This window comes from Streptomyces sp. NRRL WC-3626 (genome assembly GCF_000718785.1).
GTDB lineage: Bacteria > Actinomycetota > Actinomycetes > Streptomycetales > Streptomycetaceae > Streptomyces > Streptomyces edwardsiae.
The window spans coordinates 122,790-140,973 of sequence record NZ_JOCA01000019.1 but is presented as its reverse complement, the minus strand read 5'-3'; the positions used below and the strand labels follow the sequence as shown (position 1 = coordinate 140,973).

Sequence of the window (18,184 nt, the reverse complement as noted above, 5' to 3'; positions counted from 1 at the left end):
GGAGGGGCGCCGGCCGGGCCGCCCCGCCGGCCGCCAGGTGGACGGCCGGGTCGGGGTGGGCCGCGACGAGCCGGAGGGCATGGGCACTCCCTGTACGTGGGGGAAAACGGCGGTCAGCCGTGGTCGGTGACGGTCCGCAGGCCGGCGGGCTGCTGCGGCGGCACCGTGGTGAGCGACGCGGGACCGGTCACGTCGGCGGCGGACGGCACCGGCCGGCGCTCCCCGCGCGGGACCACCGGCGCGGGCCGGGCCTCGCCGAGCCAGACCCGCCGCACCACCCGCTCGGCGGCGCGGCCGTCGTCGTACGCGCAGAAGCGCGCGCGGAAGTCCGCCCGCAGCCGGGCGGAGCGGGCGCCGCACCAGTGCCCGGTGGCGAAGATGTCGATCAGTTCGTCCGCGCTGCCCGCGACCGCGCCCGGCGGGAACGCCCGCGGGTCGAAGTAGGCGCCGCGGGCAGCCTCGTACGCCTCCCAGTCCTCGATGTGCAGCACCACGGGCCGGTCAAGTCCCGCGTAGTCGAACATCACGGGGGAGTAGTCGGTGACGAGGACGTCCGAGGCCAGGCAGAGCGCGGTGAGGTCCGGGTGGCCGGTGACGTCCAGGACCCGGTCGGAGGCGGCCTCCAGCGGTCCGCGGTGCGGGTGGTGGGCGCGGGACAGGACCACGAAGCGGGGGCCGAGGCGGCGCACCAGGCGCTCCAGGTCGAGGAGCCGGGGCTGGGTGCGCCGGTAGTCGCGGTGGGCCGGCGCGTACAGGACCGCCACCGAGCCCTCCGGTACGCCCAGCGACCTCCGCAGCCGGGCCACGTCCGCCGCGGTCGCGGTGTGGAAGCGGTCGGTGCGCGGGCGGCCGTACTCCAGGGTGGTGTAGCGGCCGGGGCACACCCGCTCCCAGGTCAGGGTGGAGTGGCGGTCGGCGGAGATCACGTAGTCCCACTGGTCGACGCCCCGCAGCAGCCGTGCGAAGTCGGTGCCCCGGGCCGCAGCCGGACGTTCGAGGAGGTCCAGGCCCGCATGCCCGAGGGGGGTGCCGCGCCGCGTCTGCACCACGACCTGCCCCTTGCGCTTGACCAGCCCCGGCACCACGTCGGCGTCCGTCACCAGATACGCCGACCGGGCGAGCGCGCTCCAGTGCGCGGCCGTCCCCGGCACCAGCCGGGCGGTGGCCGAAGGGAGGGTGTGGTGGTACTCGGGGCGGGCCACCCACGCCGTGCGGATGTGCGGCGCGAGATCGCGCAGCGCGGACTCCAGCGCGCCCGGGTCACCGCCGTGACCGCGGCCGCCGTGCACGGTGAACACGGCCCGGTCGGCGCGCAGCGGCAGCAGGCGCTGGACGCGGTAGTGCAGCCGCAGGGCGGCGCGGCCCAGGGCGCGCGGCAGCCGCCCGGCGATCCGGGTCCACCTGCGGCGCAGGGCGGCCGCCAGCCGCAGCGACCGGTAGGTGCGGTGCAGTCCGAACCGGACCATCGCGTGGTGCGCGCGGGCGCGCGCGGACACGGGCGCGCCGGGCGTCCGGTAACGCCGGTAGTGGGTACGGGCCCGGCGCAGGAAGGCGGTGCGCGAACCGTGCGGCAGCCGGTCCCGGCGGGCGTACACGGTCACCAGGTGGTCGACCATGCGGCGGAACAGCACCGGCCGCCAGCGCCGGAGTTCCGGCCGCTCGTCGAGGAACGCGAAGACCCGGTCGTACTGGTCGAAGACGTCGAAGTGCCGTTCGCTGGTGGTGCGCAGGATGCCGCCGGTCCGCCGCTGCCGGTAGTGCACGCACACCCGGTCCAGGGTGGCGATGGACCCCGCCGTCATCAGGACCGGGTACGTCCACGGGGTGTCCTCGTAGTAGCCGGGCGGGAAGGTGAGGCCCGCCCGCTCGACGAACGTCCGCCGGTACGTCTTGTTCCAGGCCACCATCAGCAGATTCAGCAGCCCCGGCCGGTCCGTGAGTCGGAACGGCGCGGGCCCGGCCTCCCCGAGTTCGGCGGCGGCCCGGTTGCGGACGGTCTCGCCCGACCAGTAGGTGCGGGCGTAGTCGTAGACCAGGACGTCCGGCTCGCCGGTCTCCTTCAGCCGGTCGGCGAGGGCGAGCAGCGCGTCGGGGGTCAGGGTGTCGTCGCCGTCCAGGAACACCAGGTAGTCGCCGGTCGCCCGCTCCATGCCCGCGTTGCGGGCGGGCCCGAGGCCGCCGTTCTCCGGCAGGTGCACGGCCCGTACGCGCGGGTCGCGGGCCGCGAACTCGTCGATCACCGCACCGCAGGCGTCCGGCGAGCAGTCGTCGACGGCGATCAGTTCGAGATCGGGGTACGACTGGGACAGCACGGAGTCCAGGCACTCGTGCAGATACGCCTGGACCTGGTACGCGGGGACAATGACACTGAACCTGGGCAAGGGGCGTCCAACGGTCGGTGCGGGTGCTCTGCCCGGCAACGGCCGCCCGCCCTACTTGGTTACGCGCCCTGCGGCATCCGGGGGACTCCCGTCACACGAAGGGGCGGTCCCGGGCGGACCCGCCCCCTCAACTCGGCATTGCGTTCGGCTACTTCACCGCGCCGGCCATGACACCGGAGACGAACTGCCGCTGGAACGCGAAGAACACGACCAGCGGGACCACCATCGAGATGAACGCGCCGGGTGCCAGGACGTCGATGTTGTTGCCGAACTGCCGTACCTGCGTCTGCAGGGCGACCGTGATCGGCTGGCTTCCCGAGTCGGTGAAGATCAGCGCGACCAGCATGTCGTTCCACACCCACAGGAACTGGAAGATACCGAGAGCGGCGATCGCGGGACCGGCCAGCGGCATCACGACCCTGACGAACAGCCGCAGTTCGCCCGCGCCGTCCAGCCGGGCCGCCTCCAGCAGTTCGCGCGGTATCTCCGCGAAGAAGTTCCGCAGCAGGAACACCGCGAACGGCAGACCGAAACCGACGTGGAAGAGGATCACCCCGGTCAGCGAGCCGAAGATGCCGAGAGTGCCGAAGAGTTCGGCGATCGGGATCAGCGCCACCTGCACCGGCACCACCAGCAGCCCCACCACCGCGAGGAACCACCAGTCGCGGCCCGGGAACTCCATCCAGGCGAAGGCGTATCCGGCCAGGGAGCCGATCACCACCACCAGCACGGTCGCCGGGACGGTGATGTACGCCGTGTTCAGCAGCGAACCGGTGATGTCGTCGTTCTTCAGCAGGGTCTCGTAGGCGCCGAAGGTGAGCTGCGACGGCTCGGTGAACACGTTCCACCAGCCGTCGGCGGCCATGTCCTCCGGGGTGCGCAGACTGGCCAGCAGCAGCCCCACCGTCGGGACCAGCCAGAACAGGCCCACGACGATCAGGAAAACGCGCACCAGACCGCCGCCGACCCACCGGCTGAGCCGGGACCCGAGCGGCTCGTCGGCCTTGGCGACACTCATCGCCGCACCTCCCGCCGCAGCCGACGCACGTTGAACCACATCACCGGGATGACGAGCAGCAGCAGGAACACCGCGATCGCGCTCGCGATGCCCGGCTGGTCCGACGCGAAGCCCTTGCGGTACAGCTCCAGCGCGAGCACGTTGGCGTCGTCCTGGGACGAGCCCGGCGCGATGATGAAGACCAGGTCGAACACCTTCAGCACATTGATCATCAAGGTGACCGTGACGACCGCGAGGACCGGCGCCAGCAGCGGCACCGTGACACGTCTGAACACCTGCCACTCGTTCGCGCCGTCCACCCGCGCCGCCTCCAGCAGTTCCCTGGGCATCCCCGCGAGCCCGGCCGCGATCAGCACCATCGCGAAGCCCGCCCACATCCAGATGTACGACCCGATGATCGCCGGCGTGACCAGTGACGGGCCCAGCCAGTCGAGGCCGTTGTACGGCTGCGCGAAGTTGTCCGCCGGGAGCCGCAGCAGGGCCCCGTCGGCCTTCGACGAGAGGGAGAACGTGCCGTCGTCGCCCGCCGTGGCCGTCTCCACCACCTTGCCGTCCTTCACGGCCTCGATCTTCATCCCCGGATAGCCGAGCTCGGTCGCGTCGACGCCGTTCAGCGTGCCGACGCCCTTGCCACGGGTGAAGTCCTGCCAGGTGGTGCCGGTGATCCGGTCGTCCTCCGGCTTCGGGGCCGCCGCCCGCCGCGCCTCCTTCGGCATCAGATCCGGGGCGACACCGACGAGCGGCAGCGTCACCGTGTCACCGGCGCTCACCGTCGATGTGGTGACGAACGCGCCCCCGCCGGCCGGCTCCAGCGGTGACTCACGGCCCGGGTGCGCCTTCGGGAACGCCGACGACTGGGCGAAGGTGTCGTGGACCCCCACCCACACCGCGTTCGCCACGCCCTTGTCCGGGTCCTGGTCGTACACCAGACGGAAGATGATCCCGGCCGCCAGCATCGAGATCGCCATCGGCATGAAGACGACCAGCTTGAACGCCGTGCCCCAGCGCACCCGTTCGGTCAGCACCGCGAAGACCAGACCGAGCGCGGTCGCGACCGTCGGCGCGAACACCACCCAGAGGACGTTGTTCTTCAGGGCGGTGCGGATGCCGTCGTCGGTGAACAGGGCCTCGTAGTTGTCGAATCCGGCGAAGCCGTCGCCGGACTGGTCGTAGAAGCTGCGGACGACGGAGTACCCGATCGGGTAGACCACGAGCGCACCGAGCAGCACCAGCGCGGGCAGCAGGAACAGCGCCGCGACGGTCCTGCGGGTCCCGGTGACGCTCCTGCGCGACTTGGGAGCGGCGGGGGCCGTCCCCGGCGCCCCTGCCGCCGTGTCCGACGCCATCGCCGGATCAGTTCCCGTACGCCGCGGCCGCGTCGGCCTCCAGCTTCGCCTGTGTGCCGGCGATGTCCCCCGGGTTCTTCAGGAAGTCCTGCAGCGCCTTCCACTCGCCCTTGCCGGGTGTGCCGCCGAAGGCCTGCGGGGCCTGGTCGGACATGTCGAAGCGGAAGTCGTCACCGGACGCGACCAGCGCCTCGGCGATCTTCCTCTGCACCTCGTTCGGATACGTCGACGGGTCGACGTTCTTGTTCGGCGAGAGGAAGCCGCCCAGCTTCGCGTGGATCTGCGCCGCGTCCGGCGAGGCCAGGAAGGTGGCCAGCGCCTGCGCCGCCTTCGAGTCGTCCAGGATCACGGCCGCGTCACCGCCGGAGACCACCGGCGCGGTGTCGCCGACGGCCGGGAACGGGAACACCTTGGCGTCCGTGCCCACCTTCGCCTTGGTCTCACCGATGTTGACCTGCGCGAAGTCGCCCTCGTAGACCATGCCGGCCTTGGGCTGGTCGCCGCCGGTGAAGGTCTGGGTCACGGAGGTCGGGAAGTCGGTGCCGAGGGCGCCGGTCGCGACGTAGTCCTTCTTCCCCCAGATCCCGGCGAGCGTGGTCAGGGCCTCCTTGACGGACGGGTCCGTCCACTTGATCTCGTGCCGGGCGAGCTGGTCGTACTTCTCCGGGCCGGCCTGCGAGAGATAGACGTTCTCGAACCAGTCGGTCAGCGTCCAGCCGTCCGCCCCACCGACCGAGAAGGGTGTGACACCGGAGTCGTACACCGTCTGCGCGGCGGTGAGGAGTTCGTCCCACGTCTTGGGCTCGGCGGCGCCGGCGTTCTCGAAGACCTGGGCGTTGTACCAGATCAGCGACTTGTTGGCGGCCTTGTAGTAGACGCCGTACTGCTTGCCGTCGATCGTGCCGATGTCCTGCCAGCCCTGCGAGTAGTTCTCGCCGAGCTCCTTGACCGCGTCGGCGCCGAGCGGTTTGGCCCAGCCCTTGTCGACGGCCTGCTTGATGGCGCCCGGCTGCGGCAGCATCGCCACGTCCGGCGGGGCGCCGCCCGCGACCTTCGAGCCGAGGAAGTTGATGATCGGGTCCTGGGCGGGGACGAAGGTCACCTTGGCGCCGGTGCGCTTCTCGAACTCCGCGAGGACCTTCTTGAAGTTGGCCTGCTCGGCGCCGGTCCACACGGCGGCGACCTCGAGGGTCTCGCCGTCCAGCTTCGGCAGGGTGACGGTGGTTCCGGTGTCGCCGGTGCCCTTGTCCTCGTCGTCGCCGCCGCTGTCGTCGTCGCCACCGCCGCCGCACGCGGTCAGCGAGACCGCGAGCACCCCCGCGGCGAGCGCGGCGGCACCACGTATCCGGATGATCCTGCTCGTCCTGCGCATCACTGCCCCGTTCTTCGTACGCCGTCGAACGCCGAGCACTGTTCCCGTGCGCAATGGTCTACGCCCGGCGGGTGGGGGTGGCAAGACCGCACCCCACGTCAACCTCACGATCGTAACCACGCCGTGACCCCACGTCACCAAGCCCCACACACCCGCACCGCCGGGACGGCGAACCCACCCCCGCCCCTCCCGCCCTCCGCGGGCAATCGCACCGCTGGGGTGGCGTCCCTCCCCAGCCCTCTGCGATCCGCGGGCATTCGTGCTGCCGGGGCGGCAGTCCCACCCCGCCCTCCGCGATCCGCGGGCATTCGTGCCGCCGGGGTGGCAGTCCCACCCCCGCCCTCCGCACTCCGCGGGCAATCGTGCCGCAGGGCGGCACGGGTGGGCGCGACGGCACCCCGTGGGCGCCGGGCTGCGCGACCCACCCCCGTCCAGCCTTCACACCGGGCAGCCGCCCAACCCCTCCGCAAGGGGGGGCGCGGCACCCCGCACACGCCGGGCCGCCCGCAACCAGCTCAGAGCAGCGACGGAACCTCCGCCGCCGAAACCTGCCGCGCCGCCCGCTCCAACGCACTGGCGAGCAACGCCAGATCGGTGGGCCCGTTCCCCAGCTCGCGAACCTGCCGCCGAGCCGGCGGATCCCCCATCCGATGCCACTCCAGCGGCACCACCGTCGGCCGCAGCGTCGCCGTCCGAGGGATACGCCCGGTCACCCGCCCACCCTGGAACGCCGTCTCCCACCCGTCCGCACGGGCCAACCGCCCCCGCCCCGGCGCCGGTTCGTCAGGACCACCCCCCGGCACCACCGCATCGAGCACCACCCGCAGCGACGCCTGCCGCACCGGCTCCGTCTGCGCCGTACGCGCACACGGCCCGGTGGCCGCCACCAGATGCACCCCCAGCCGCTCCCCGTCCCGCGCCACCGCCTCCAGCGCCCGCATCACCGATCCGGCGGCGGGCCGCCCCGGTGAGCCGAGCGCCGGGGACACCAGCGCGTCCAGGTCGTCCACGACCACCACCAGCCGGGGCAGCGGCGGCGCCGGCTCCGCCCTGCGCCGGTCCGCGCCCGGCCGCAGCCGCAGCGTCGAACTGGGCGGACTGTCCAGGTCCCCGTTCCGGTCCTCGCGGGACGCGGCCGCCGTGCGCTGGGCGACCATCCGGTCCGACAGCTCCCGCCCGGTGTGCCACTCCGCGAAGTCCGACCGGCCCAGCAGCTCCGCGCGCCGCTTCAGCTCGGCGCTCAGGGACTGCGCGAACTCCCGCATCCGCACCGGGTCGTGGGCGGACAGATGCGTGGTGACATGCGGTACGTCCGTGCACACCCGCAGGCCCTCGCCGGGCGTGGCGTCCGGCGTGGGGACGCCCCGGCCGTCGACCAGGACGACGGCCAGCCGGTCGGGACGCTCGGCGGCGGCGAGCGAGGCGACGACCGCCCGCAGCAGTTCCGTACGGCCGCTGCCGGACGGCCCCTCGACCAGGAGGTGCGGCCCGTCGGCGGCGAGGTCGGCGGTGACGGGCCCGCGCGGGCCGGCGCCGAGTACGGCGGTGACGCGTCCGCCGAGCGCCTGGGTGTCGTCGGCCGCGTCCGCCCAGCGGGCCATCAGCGAGGCCGGGGTGGCGCGGGCCAGGCCCAGCTCGTCCAGCAGCCGGGCCGACCGGGGCAGCGGCGCCGACACGCGCGCGTGCCGCCCCCCGCCGGTGCCGTCGGTGCGCAGGGGCGCCAGCGCGCGCGCGAAGCGTTCCGCCCAGGCGGGGGAGACCGCGTCGACCGTCGCGAGGGTGCCGTGGCCGACGGGGCCGGTCCCGCCGACCCGCAGCAGCCGCAGGGTGGTCGCCACGTCCCCGCTGAGCAGGGCGACGGCCCCGCACTGCCGGAACGTCGGCGCCACCGCGCAGGCCGCCTCGTACGTCTCCGTCACCGGGGACGACGGGGAGGCGGCGGCCGTCTCGGCGAGACACACCACGTGGATACCGGCCCGCGGCCCCTCCAGGGCCAGCCGGGCCACGGCCTCGCGCACCTCGGCACCGCCCGGATCGCCGTCCACGACGACGACGGTGTACGGCCCTCCACGGCCTCCGGATATGCGGGGCGCCGTGTGGTCGTGGTCCTCCAGCCGGCGCAACAGCTCCTCCGCGCGGGCCGCCGCCTGATCCCGGTCGTGCGCGAGCAGTAGCCGGCAGTCCTGCCCGTGCGCCGGGCGTACATGCGGCAGCCAGCCCGCCCAGGACCACTCGGCGGTGCGCTCCGCCAGCGGGCGGGAGGGGTCGGCGGCGATCAGGACGAGTTCCAGCGAGTCGGGGGAGTGCAGCGCGGCGAGCTGCGCGACCACCGCGCGGGCCAGCCCGGCGAGCCGCTCACGCGGACCGGCCAGTCCCAGCGCGCCGGCCTCGCGCAGGCCCGACGTCACCGGTACGGCGGGCAGCAGTCCGGAACCGTCCGGCGCCGGCCGGTCGGCCGTGCCGAGCCGCACCGCGAGCGCCTCGGGGTCGTCCGGCCCGCGCTCCCACAGCCGGGGGCCGGGGCCCAGCGCGGTCAGCAGCAGCGTGGCGGGGTCCGGCCAGGTCTCGGGCAGTACGGGGGCGACGTGGACCGGTTCGGCGGCGAACCCGGCCGGCTCGTCCCCGTACGCGTCCCGCGCGGAGGTGTCCTCCCGCTCCTGCCGTCCCGCGGCCAGCCGCCGGGCCCAGGCGCCGATCCCGCCGCGCCTGCGGGCGGCGGGCGGCTGCGGGCGGTCGGTGCCGCGCGCAGGGGTGCCTTCGCGGGAGGCGGCGGGCGTGCCGTCGACGCCGTCGCGGGGGCCGTCGTACCGGTCGTGCCGTCCGCCCCGCGCGGGGTCGTCGGCGCGGGTGGGCCGCTCGGTGTGCGGTGCGGCTGCGGGACCGCCGTCGGCGTACCGGCCGTACTCCCCGTCACGTGTGCCGTCGTCCCCGCGGACGGAGCCGCGTCCCGGCGCCCCGCCGTGCCGCGCCGCGGCGGGTGACTCGTCCCGGGAGTCGCCGTGCGCGGCGTCGGGGCCGCGTCGATCCGGAGCGACGGTGCCGTGACCGAACCCGGGGTCGAGGGCACCGCTCCCCGCGTGCGTCTCGTCACCGGCGGGCCGGGGCCGGGACACCCGCCGCCCCCCGGGCATGGGCGGAACGCCGTCCCCCCGGGTCGCGACCCGTACCGGCCGCCGGCCGGTGGTGCCGTCCGCCCCCTCGATGTCCGGCGCGCCGCTCTGCCCCGGCACCACCGGCGTACGGCCCGCGCGCGGGCCCGCCGCACCGGACGCCTGCCCCTCGGCGGCGTCACCGGACGCGGCCCACTCCAGGGAGCCGTACGCGTGATGCGTCCCCGCGCGCGGGCCGGCACCCGGTTCCGTCCGCTCGCGTGCGGCACCGCCGGTGTCCTCGCCCGCCCGCGCCCCCGGCACCCGTACGTGCCCCTCGCCGTCCGGTGTCGTCGCCGCACGCGCGCGGGGTCCCGCCGCCGGGGTCAGCCGCAGGGCCGACTCGCCGATGCGCAGCAGCGCGCCCGGGGTGAGCCGGATCGGGCGGGGGCCGACGCGCCGGCCGTCCAGGGTCGTGCCGTTGGTGGAGTCGAGGTCGGCGACCGAGACACCGCCGTCCGGGGCGACCGTCACCGCGCAGTGCAGCCGGGAGACGTCCGGGTCGTCCAGCGGTACGTCGGCGTCGGCGGAACGGCCTATGCGGATCTCCCCGCCGTGCAGCAGATGCACCCCGCCCGCGTCGGGACCGGCGACGACATGCAGCCGCGTGGGGGTCCCGTCCAGCTCGGGATGCGGCTCGGGCTCACCGGGGGCGCCCACGGCCAGCACCGCGCCGTCGATCAGCGGCGGCTCCCCCAGCGTGCAGCGCTGGGCGTCGAGCCGCAGGTCACCGGCGTACAGCACCGGGGTGCCCGACGAGCCGTCCCCACCGGCGACCGCCGAGGCCAGCGCGGAGGCGACCGCGGCCAGCGCCGTGCCCGCGGGTGCCGTGACCAGCACATCGCAGCTCGCCGCCCGCTCCCGCGCGGGGGAGGAGGAGCCCAGCGGGTCTACGACGGTCAGCCGGATCTGCATCGCCGTCAGCGGTCCCTTCTGCGAGGGCGCCCGCGACGCGGGGGGACTCGGCCGGTCCGCGGTCCCCCACCGTGGACTTCCCCCACCGCCACACGCGCACGTACGGCCAGTACTGCACGCATCCTCGCACCTGCCACCGACAACGCGCCCGCCTTCCACCATCAAATGATCTTGATTGGTCGGCTCTGCCCGCAAAAGTGCCTGACAGGTGAGGAGTGAATGATCGTTGTGGCTCCACTTGAGATCGGTCACGTTCGGCATACGGCAACCAAGGGACCGGGTCGGGCGTCTTTCCCGCCGACCTCCGAACACGGACGGGAACCGGTACGTATGGACCACGGGGAGATCACGTCGAGGACGACCGGCCGGTATCCCGGGCGGCGGCACTACAGTGGGTCGGAACGTTCCGTAGCACCGTGGACCAGGGTGTACGCCAAGCAAGCAGCAGGGAGTGCGTGACGTGCGGCCAGTCGGCAGCAAGTACCTGCTCGAGGAGCCGCTCGGACGCGGCGCCACGGGCACCGTCTGGCGAGCCCGCCAGCGGGAGACCGCGGGCGCCGAGGCGGCCGTGGCCGGACAGCCCGGCGAAACCGTCGCGATCAAGGTCCTCAAGGAGGAGCTCGCGAACGACGCCGACGTCGTGATGCGCTTCCTGCGCGAGCGCTCCGTCCTGCTCCGGCTCACCCACCCCAATATCGTCCGGGTCCGCGACCTGGTCGTCGAGGGCGATCTGCTGGCGCTGGTCATGGACCTCGTCGAGGGCCCCGACCTGCACCGCCAGCTGCGCGAGAGCGGGCCGTTCACCCCGGTCGCCGCCGCCCTGCTGACCGCGCAGATCGCCGACGCGCTCGGCGCCAGCCATGCCGACGGCGTGGTCCACCGCGACCTGAAGCCCGCCAACGTGCTGCTCAAGCAGCAGGGCGGCGAGCTGCACCCGATGCTGACCGACTTCGGCATCGCCCGCCTCGCCGACTCCCCGGGCCTCACCCGCACCCACGAGTTCGTCGGCACGCCCGCGTACATCGCGCCCGAGTCCGCCGAGGGCCGGCCGCAGACCTCCGCCGTCGACATCTACGGCGCCGGCATCCTCCTCTACGAGCTGGTCACCGGCCGCCCGCCGTTCTCCGGCGGCTCCGCCCTGGAGGTGCTGCACCAGCACCTGAGCGCCGAACCGCGCCGCCCCTCCACGGTCCCCGACCCGCTGTGGACGGTCATCGAGCGCTGTCTGCGCAAGAACCCCGACCAGCGGCCCAGCGCCGAGAACCTCGCGCGCGGCCTGCGTGTCGTCGCCGACGGCATCGGCGTGCACGCGAGCTCCGCGCAGATCGGCGCCGCCGAGAACGTCGGCGCGCTCCTCGCACCCGACCCGGCGCCCACGGCCGTACCCGGCGTGCCGGGCGACGCCGACCCCACCCAGGTGCTGCCGCACGGCGCGGGCGCCTACGACCCGAACGGCGCCACCAGCGTCCTGCCGCAGACCGGCGGCCCGGCGGGCGCCGCCGACCCCACGGCCGTGATGCCGCCCGTACCGCCGGGCGGGCCCGGCGGCGGGCCGGAGGACCCGCACCCCTGGCAGAACCAGCTCCGCGCGGCCCGTGACCGCAACGAGCAGACCCAGGTCCAGTACCTCGACCCCCACCAGGACCCGCTGCGCCGCCGCCCCCAGCGGCAGGTGTCACGCCCCCCGCAGCCGCCGCAGCATCAGCCGCCGCAGCGTCAGCAGCCGGGGTACGGCTACCAGCCCCAGCCCCAGCAGCAGTACGCCCCGCCGCCGCAGCAGCACCAGCGGCCGCAGCAGCCCCCGCCGCAGCGGTACGCGCCGCAGCCCCCGGAGCCGCAGCGTCCGGCCCCCGAGCCCCGGCAGCCCCGGCAGCGCGGCGCCAACCGGATGCGCATCCCCGGTCTGGGCTGTCTGAAGGGCTGCCTGTTCACGCTCCTCATCCTGTTCGTCGCGAGCTGGCTGATCTGGGAGCTGACCCCGCTCCAGGACTGGATCGGCACCGGCCGGGGCTACTGGGACCAGATCGGCGACTGGTTCGGCAAGGTGGGCGGCTGGATCGAGGACCTGGGCGGCTCCGACGAGCCCTCGGTGCCCTCCGGGACGAACTGAGCCTGTTTGCTGATTTGTCGACATCTGGGGAGCAATTTCCGTATCCCCGGTGAAGGTCGCCGCACCGGACGCGTAGCTTTGGCGACAACACGCGTCGGTAGGAGCAGTCTTGGCACGGAGAATCGGCAGCCGGTACACCGCCCATCAGATCCTCGGGCGGGGCAGCGCCGGGACGGTGTGGCTGGGCGAGGGCCCCGAGGGGCCCGTCGCCGTCAAGCTGCTGCGTGAGGACCTCTCCTCGGACCAGGAACTCGTCGGCCGCTTCGTACAGGAGCGCACGGCACTGCTCGGCCTGGAGCATCCGCACGTCGTCTCCGTACGCGACCTCGTGGTCGACGGCAACGACCTCGCGCTGGTCATGGACCTCGTCCGGGGCACGGACCTGCGCACCCGCCTCGACCGTGAGCGCAGGCTGGCCCCCGAGGCAGCCGTGGCGATCGTCGCCGACGTCGCCGACGGTCTGGCGGCGGCGCACGCGGCCGGGGTCGTGCACCGGGACGTCAAGCCGGAGAACGTGCTGCTGGACATGCAGGGCCCGCTCGGTCCCGGCGGCTCGCACCGCGCCCTCCTCACCGACTTCGGTGTGGCGAAACTCATCGACACCCCGCGCCGCACCCGCGCCACGAAGATCATCGGCACGCCGGACTATCTCGCCCCGGAGATCGTCGAGGGCCTGCCCCCGCGCGCCTCGGTCGACATCTACGCGCTGGCCACGGTCCTCTACGAGCTGCTCGCCGGCTTCACCCCGTTCGGCGGCGGCCACCCGGGCGCGGTACTGCGCCGCCACGTCACCGAGACGGTCGTCCCCCTCCCGGGCATCCCGGACGAGCTGTGGCAACTGCTGGTGCAGTGCCTGGCGAAGGCCCCGGCGTCCCGGCTGCGCGCCTCCGAGCTGGGCGCCCGGCTGCGGGAGCTGCTGCCGCTGCTGGCGGGGATGCCCCCGCTGGACGTGGACGAGCCGGACCCCGAGTCCGCGGAGGACACGGGCGAGGACCTCCAGCCCTCCGGCACGGCCCCGGCCGCCGGAGAGCCGGTACGCCGCCGGGGCGCGGTCCCCCTGGTACCGGGCGCCAGACCGGCCGACTCCAACCGCGACACGCATACGTCGATGAGGGTCCCGGGCCCCGACGAACTGGCCGGCGGAGCCCGCGGCACGGCCCGCGCCCCTCGGGCGGCGGGCGCCCGCCGCCCGGGCTCGGCCCGCAACCGTACGATCACCCGCCGCCGTCGCCTCACGGTGGCGGTGGCGGCGGTGATCCTGGCAGCGGCGGGCGTGGGCACCTGGCTGGCCGTCACGGAGGACGCTCCGCCCCTGCCCGAGGACACCCGGAACTCGGCCCCGGCTGCCCCATAACTGCGGGCAGTCGTGCCGCTGGGGCGGCACCGTGTGGAGCGCGGTGGGCTGCCCTTCCCTGCGGTACTGCGTGGCCCACCCCGGGGAACCGTTACGCTGGAGAACGTGGCAGTCGTCGACGTATCCGAAGAGCTCAAATCCCTCTCCTCCACCATGGAGTCGATCGAGGCCGTTCTGGACCTCGACAAGCTGAGGGCAGACATCGCCGTGCTCGAGGAGCAGGCGGCCGCGCCGTCCCTCTGGGACAACCCGGACGAGGCGCAGAAGATCACCAGCAAGCTCTCCCACCTCCAGGCCGAGGTGCGGAAGGCCGAGGCACTGCGGGGCCGCATCGACGACCTCGCGGTCCTCTTCGAGATGGCCGAGGAGGAGGACGACCCGGACACCCGCGCGGAGGCCGAGTCCGAGCTCGCCCAGGTGAAGAAGGCCCTGGACGAGATGGAGGTCCGTACGCTGCTCAGCGGCGAGTACGACTCCCGCGAGGCGCTCGTCAACATCCGCGCGGAGGCGGGCGGCGTCGACGCCGCGGACTTCGCCGAGAAGCTGCAGCGCATGTACCTGCGCTGGGCCGAGCAGCACGGCTACAAGACCGAGCTGATCGAGACGTCGTACGCCGAAGAGGCCGGCATCAAGTCGACCACCTTCTCCGTCCAGGTTCCCTACGCCTACGGCACGCTCTCCGTCGAGCAGGGCACCCACCGTCTGGTGCGCATCTCCCCCTTCGACAACCAGGGCCGCCGCCAGACCTCCTTCGCCGGCGTCGAGATCCTCCCCGTGGTCGAGCAGACCGACCACATCGAGATCGACGAGTCCGAGCTGCGGGTGGACGTGTACCGGTCGTCCGGGCCCGGCGGCCAGGGCGTGAACACCACCGACTCCGCGGTGCGGCTCACCCACATCCCCACCGGCATCGTGGTCTCCTGCCAGAACGAGCGGTCGCAGATCCAGAACAAGGCCACCGCGATGAACGTCCTCCAGGCCAAGCTCCTCGAGCGGCGCCGGCAGGAGGAGCAGGCCAAGATGGACGCCCTCAAGGGCGACGGCGGCAACTCCTGGGGCAACCAGATGCGTTCGTACGTGCTGCACCCGTACCAGATGGTCAAGGACCTGCGCACCGAGTTCGAGGTCGGCAACCCCGAGTCCGTGTTCAACGGTGAGATCGACGGTTTCCTGGAGGCCGGAATTCGCTGGCGCAAGCAGCAGGAGAAGTAACTCCTCGCACGAGCGCCGATTTGTCGACAAGGCAACTGCCGTCACTTTGACGGCAGTTGCCTTTTTCGTGCCGGGGATGTCCGGGATTTACATCACACTCACAGCTTCCTTCTCCCGCAAAGCGTGCGTAGCGGGACATCGCGTACGCAACGGCCTTGACGTTCTTTTGGAAAATGGGAAGGGTGAAGCGTGGCATGCGTATCTCTGGGGCGCATGTGAACCGGGGGGCGTTTCACCGCAGTTACCCCCGTTGATCACGGCCCCGGGCGCCGCCTCACTGACGATGAGCTACTGGGGGTAGCAAACATATGACCAAGAAGACGCGGATCCGTGTCGCTCGGATCGCGGCCGGCGCCGTGATCGCGGCCGGGGCCTCGCTGTCGGCGGCCGGCGCCGCTTCGGCGCTCGACCTCAACATCGGTGTCACCGTCGCGGACGAGCCGGACCCCGGCTGCGACATCGCGGTCGACCCGGAGTGCGAAGGGGAGGGTGGAGAAAACCCCGGCGGGGAGAACCCGGGCGGGGAGAACCCCGGTGGGGAGAACCCGGGTGGGGAGAACCCCGGTGGGGAGAACCCGGGCGGGGAGAACCCGGGCGGGGAGAACCCCGGTGGGGAGAACCCGGGCGGGGAGAACCCCGGTGGGGAGAACCCCGGTGGGGAGAACCCGGGCGGGGAGAACCCGGGCGGGGAGAACCCGGGCGGGGAGAACCCGGGTGGGGAGGACCCCGTGGAGGAGCCCTCCGAGAACCCGACCACCCCGGGTGACGACAACGACCCCGGCACCAAGCCGGACGGCGGCAACGGTGCCTCGCCGCAGGACGAGGGCTCCTCGGCCCTCACCGACACCGGCGACGACGCCCCGGCCACCTCGGCCCAGGGCAACGGCAAGGAGCTCGCCGAGACCGGTGCCACCGAGACCACGTTCCTGCTGATCGGCGCCGCCACGATGATCGCCGGCGGCATCGGCTTCCGGGTGCTGCCGCGCCTGGCGAACGGCCGCGGGGGTGCCGCCGCCTGACGGTGGCCGCGCGTCCACGCACCGTAGCGTGAGATGACGGAAGGGCCCGGAGCGCGACCGCGCTCCGGGCCCTTCCCTCGCTACGTCAGACGGTCTGGTGCGCGAGCAGCGCCACCGCCGCGATCAGCACCGCCAGCAGTGCGATCAGCGTCATGGGGTTCAGCCCCGCGAAGAAGTTCTCCTGCTGCAGCCGCTCGCGGTTCGCACGGCACACCGGGCACCGGCCCTCGCTCACGGGCGCGGCGCAGTTCGCGCACACCAGCCTGTCGTACGTCATGCGCTCGCCCTCCTCGCACCGGTCTCAGTGGAACAACGTCCACGCTTCCGTGAACGTTCCCCTCTACCACTCTGCCAGGTTCCCGCGGAAGCTGCGCCGGGTCGCTCCAGGAGGGGTGATTCGGCCTGCTTTCGCGGCCGCGGGCCGCGGGTGCCGGCCGTGCCCACGCGGCGGAGCCGCACATGTCACAGCCCCGCTCCCTCGGAAAGAGGGCGCCACCCCGCCCGGCACGGCAGAACAAAAGGGCGTAAGTCTTACGCAACCGCTATCGGCGCCTGCGCTCGACTGCCCCGGTCGCGTATGGTCACGCTCATCTACCCCCGGCTACCCGTGGTGCATCCGTGATCCGATTCGACAACGTGTCCAAGGCCTACCCCAAGCAGAACCGTCCTGCACTCAGGGATGTCTCCCTGGAAGTGGAGAAGGGCGAGTTCGTGTTCCTCGTGGGGTCCTCCGGCTCCGGAAAGTCCACCTTCCTGCGGCTGATCCTCCGCGAGGAGCGGGCCAGCCATGGACAGGTGCACGTTCTGGGCAAGGATCTCGCCCGTGTCTCCAACTGGAAGGTGCCGCAGATCAGGCGCCAGCTGGGGACCGTGTTCCAGGACTTCCGTCTGCTGCCGAACAAGACGGTCGCCGAGAACGTCGCCTTCGCGCAGGAGGTCATCGGCAAGTCGCGCGGCGAGATCCGCAAGTCCGTGCCCCAGGTGCTCGACCTCGTCGGGCTGGGCGGCAAGGAGGACCGGATGCCCGGCGAGCTCTCCGGCGGTGAGCAGCAGCGCGTGGCCATCGCGCGGGCTTTCGTCAACCGGCCCAAGCTGCTGATCTGCGACGAGCCCACCGGCAACCTCGACCCGCAGACCTCCGTCGGCATCATGAAGCTGCTCGACCGGATCAACCGGACGGGCACCACCGTGGTGATGGCGACGCACGACCAGAACATCGTGGACCAGATGCGCAAGCGCGTCATCGAGCTGGAGAAGGGCCGTCTCGTCCGCGACCAGGCGCGCGGCGTCTACGGCTACCAGCACTGACGCTCCACGGAAAGGCTTGATCAGACGCCATGCGCGCCCAGTTCGTCCTGTCGGAGATCGGTGTGGGTCTCCGCCGCAACCTGACGATGACCTTCGCGGTCGTCGTCTCCGTCGCCCTGTCGCTCGCCCTGTTCGGTGGTTCGCTTCTGATGAACGACCAGGTGAACACGATGAAGGGCTACTGGTACGACAAGGTCAACGTCTCCATCTTCCTGTGCAACAAGGCGGACGCCGAGTCCGACCCCAACTGCGCCAAGGGCGCGGTGACCGACGATCAGAAGGGTCAGATCAAGACCGACCTGGAGAAGATGTCGGTCGTCGACTCGGTCACCTACGAGTCGCAGGACGAGGCGTACAAGCACTACAAGGAGCAGTTCGGCGACTCCCCGCTGGCCAGCTCCCTCACGCCGGACCAGATGCAGGAGTCGTACCGCATCAAGCTGAAGGACCCGGAGAAGTACCAGGTCATCGCGACCGCCTTCGACGGGCGGGACGGCGTGCAGTCGGTGCAGGACCAGAAGGGCCTCCTGGAGAGCCTCTTCGGGCTGCTGGAGGGCATGAACGTCGCCGCGCTCGCGGTGATGGCGCTGATGCTCGTCGTCGCGCTGATGCTGATCGTCAACACGGTGCGCGTGTCCGCGTTCAGCCGCAGACGTGAGACCGGCATCATGCGGCTCGTCGGCGCGTCCGGCTTCTACATCCAGACGCCGTTCATCATGGAGGCCGCGGTCGCCGGACTCATCGGCGGCATCCTCGCGTGCGCGTTCCTTGTGGTGGGCCGGTACTTCATCATCGACAACGGCCTGGCCCTGTCGGAGAAGCTGAACCTGATCAACTTCATCGGCTGGGACGCCGTACTGACGAAGCTGCCACTGATCCTGGCGACCAGTCTCCTGATGCCGGCGCTGGCCGCGTTCTTCGCGTTGCGCAAGTACCTCAAGGTGTGACTCTCGCCAAATGGGGCGTGCGGCCAACCGGCCGTGCGCCCCTTCTCGTTGTC

The 18,184-nt window shown here is 72.7% G+C and carries 12 protein-coding genes; 6 read left to right on the top strand and 6 right to left on the bottom strand.

Annotation, left to right across the window (positions count from 1 at the left end):
- Positions 1 to 113: 113 nt before the first annotated feature.
- From IF28_RS0126055 to IF28_RS0126035, 5 genes are all read right to left on the bottom strand, one after another.
- Positions 114 to 2,381 carry a bifunctional glycosyltransferase/CDP-glycerol:glycerophosphate glycerophosphotransferase gene (locus IF28_RS0126055; RefSeq protein ID WP_030224885.1) on the bottom strand — a complete coding sequence of 756 codons (2,268 nt, stop codon included), beginning with the start codon at positions 2,379 to 2,381 and terminating at the stop codon, positions 114 to 116.
- Between the two features lie 148 nt (positions 2,382 to 2,529).
- Positions 2,530 to 3,399, bottom strand: coding sequence for a carbohydrate ABC transporter permease (locus IF28_RS0126050; protein ID WP_037894011.1), 870 nt, complete (start codon positions 3,397 to 3,399; stop codon positions 2,530 to 2,532).
- Positions 3,396 to 4,745, bottom strand: a complete 1,350-nt coding sequence (locus tag IF28_RS0126045; protein WP_030224883.1) for a carbohydrate ABC transporter permease — start codon at positions 4,743 to 4,745, stop codon at positions 3,396 to 3,398. The genes IF28_RS0126050 and IF28_RS0126045 overlap by 4 nt, the downstream gene beginning before the upstream one ends.
- Before the next feature lie 7 nt (positions 4,746 to 4,752).
- Positions 4,753 to 6,117 (bottom strand): ABC transporter substrate-binding protein, encoded by a 1,365-nt coding sequence (locus IF28_RS0126040; protein ID WP_030224882.1) that lies wholly within the window; start codon positions 6,115 to 6,117, stop codon positions 4,753 to 4,755.
- 515 nt (positions 6,118 to 6,632) lie between these two features.
- Positions 6,633 to 10,181, bottom strand: a complete 3,549-nt coding sequence (locus IF28_RS0126035; RefSeq protein ID WP_030224881.1) for an FHA domain-containing protein — start codon at positions 10,179 to 10,181, stop codon at positions 6,633 to 6,635.
- Between the two features lie 460 nt (positions 10,182 to 10,641).
- Between IF28_RS0126035 and IF28_RS0126030 the strand changes: the two genes are divergently transcribed.
- The 4 genes from IF28_RS0126030 (at position 10,642) to IF28_RS0126015 (ending at position 15,876) form a co-directional block, all read left to right on the top strand.
- On the top strand, positions 10,642 to 12,291 hold the full coding sequence (locus IF28_RS0126030; protein WP_030224880.1) for a serine/threonine-protein kinase: 1,650 nt from the start codon (positions 10,642 to 10,644) through the stop codon (positions 12,289 to 12,291).
- A gap of 109 nt (positions 12,292 to 12,400) precedes the next feature.
- The gene (locus IF28_RS0126025; protein WP_030224879.1) at positions 12,401 to 13,645 is read left to right on the top strand and encodes a serine/threonine-protein kinase; all 1,245 of its coding nucleotides are present in this window, start codon (positions 12,401 to 12,403) and stop codon (positions 13,643 to 13,645) included.
- A 105-nt stretch (positions 13,646 to 13,750) separates the two neighbouring features.
- A complete protein-coding gene (gene prfB, locus IF28_RS0126020) occupies positions 13,751 to 14,857 on the top strand; it encodes a peptide chain release factor 2 (RefSeq protein WP_030224878.1) in 1,107 nt (368 codons plus the stop codon).
- Positions 14,858 to 15,165: 308 nt separating this feature from the next.
- A complete protein-coding gene (locus IF28_RS0126015; protein WP_030224876.1) occupies positions 15,166 to 15,876 on the top strand; it encodes an LPXTG cell wall anchor domain-containing protein in 711 nt (236 codons plus the stop codon).
- An 85-nt stretch (positions 15,877 to 15,961) separates the two neighbouring features.
- On the opposite strand, the gene IF28_RS0126010 is transcribed toward IF28_RS0126015, so the two are convergent.
- Positions 15,962 to 16,153, bottom strand: a complete 192-nt coding sequence (locus tag IF28_RS0126010) for a hypothetical protein (protein WP_030224875.1) — start codon at positions 16,151 to 16,153, stop codon at positions 15,962 to 15,964.
- 341 nt (positions 16,154 to 16,494) lie between these two features.
- Here IF28_RS0126010 and ftsE point away from each other — a divergent pair, with 341 nt between their 5' ends.
- On the top strand, positions 16,495 to 17,184 hold the full coding sequence (ftsE, locus tag IF28_RS0126005; RefSeq protein ID WP_030224873.1) for a cell division ATP-binding protein FtsE: 690 nt from the start codon (positions 16,495 to 16,497) through the stop codon (positions 17,182 to 17,184).
- Positions 17,185 to 17,213: 29 nt separating this feature from the next.
- Positions 17,214 to 18,131: a permease-like cell division protein FtsX gene (gene ftsX / locus IF28_RS0126000; RefSeq protein ID WP_030224871.1), complete on the top strand. Its 918-nt coding sequence runs from the start codon at positions 17,214 to 17,216 to the stop codon at positions 18,129 to 18,131.
- Positions 18,132 to 18,184 lie beyond the last annotated feature (53 nt).

Excerpts from the sequence above, each read along its gene's own strand:
- IF28_RS0126010 (WP_030224875.1), bottom strand. The coding sequence starts at position 16,153 with ATGACGTACGACAGGCTGGTGTGCGCGAACTGCGCCGCGCCCGTGAGC.
- IF28_RS0126050 (WP_037894011.1), bottom strand. The coding sequence starts at position 3,399 with ATGAGTGTCGCCAAGGCCGACGAGCCGCTCGGGTCCCGGCTCAGCCGG.
- ftsX (WP_030224871.1), top strand. The coding sequence starts at position 17,214 with ATGCGCGCCCAGTTCGTCCTGTCGGAGATCGGTGTGGGTCTCCGCCGC.
- IF28_RS0126015 (WP_030224876.1), top strand. The coding sequence starts at position 15,166 with ATGACCAAGAAGACGCGGATCCGTGTCGCTCGGATCGCGGCCGGCGCC.
- IF28_RS0126045 (WP_030224883.1), bottom strand. The coding sequence starts at position 4,745 with ATGGCGTCGGACACGGCGGCAGGGGCGCCGGGGACGGCCCCCGCCGCT.
- IF28_RS0126040 (WP_030224882.1), bottom strand. The coding sequence starts at position 6,117 with ATGCGCAGGACGAGCAGGATCATCCGGATACGTGGTGCCGCCGCGCTC.
- IF28_RS0126035 (WP_030224881.1), bottom strand. The coding sequence starts at position 10,181 with ATGCAGATCCGGCTGACCGTCGTAGACCCGCTGGGCTCCTCCTCCCCC.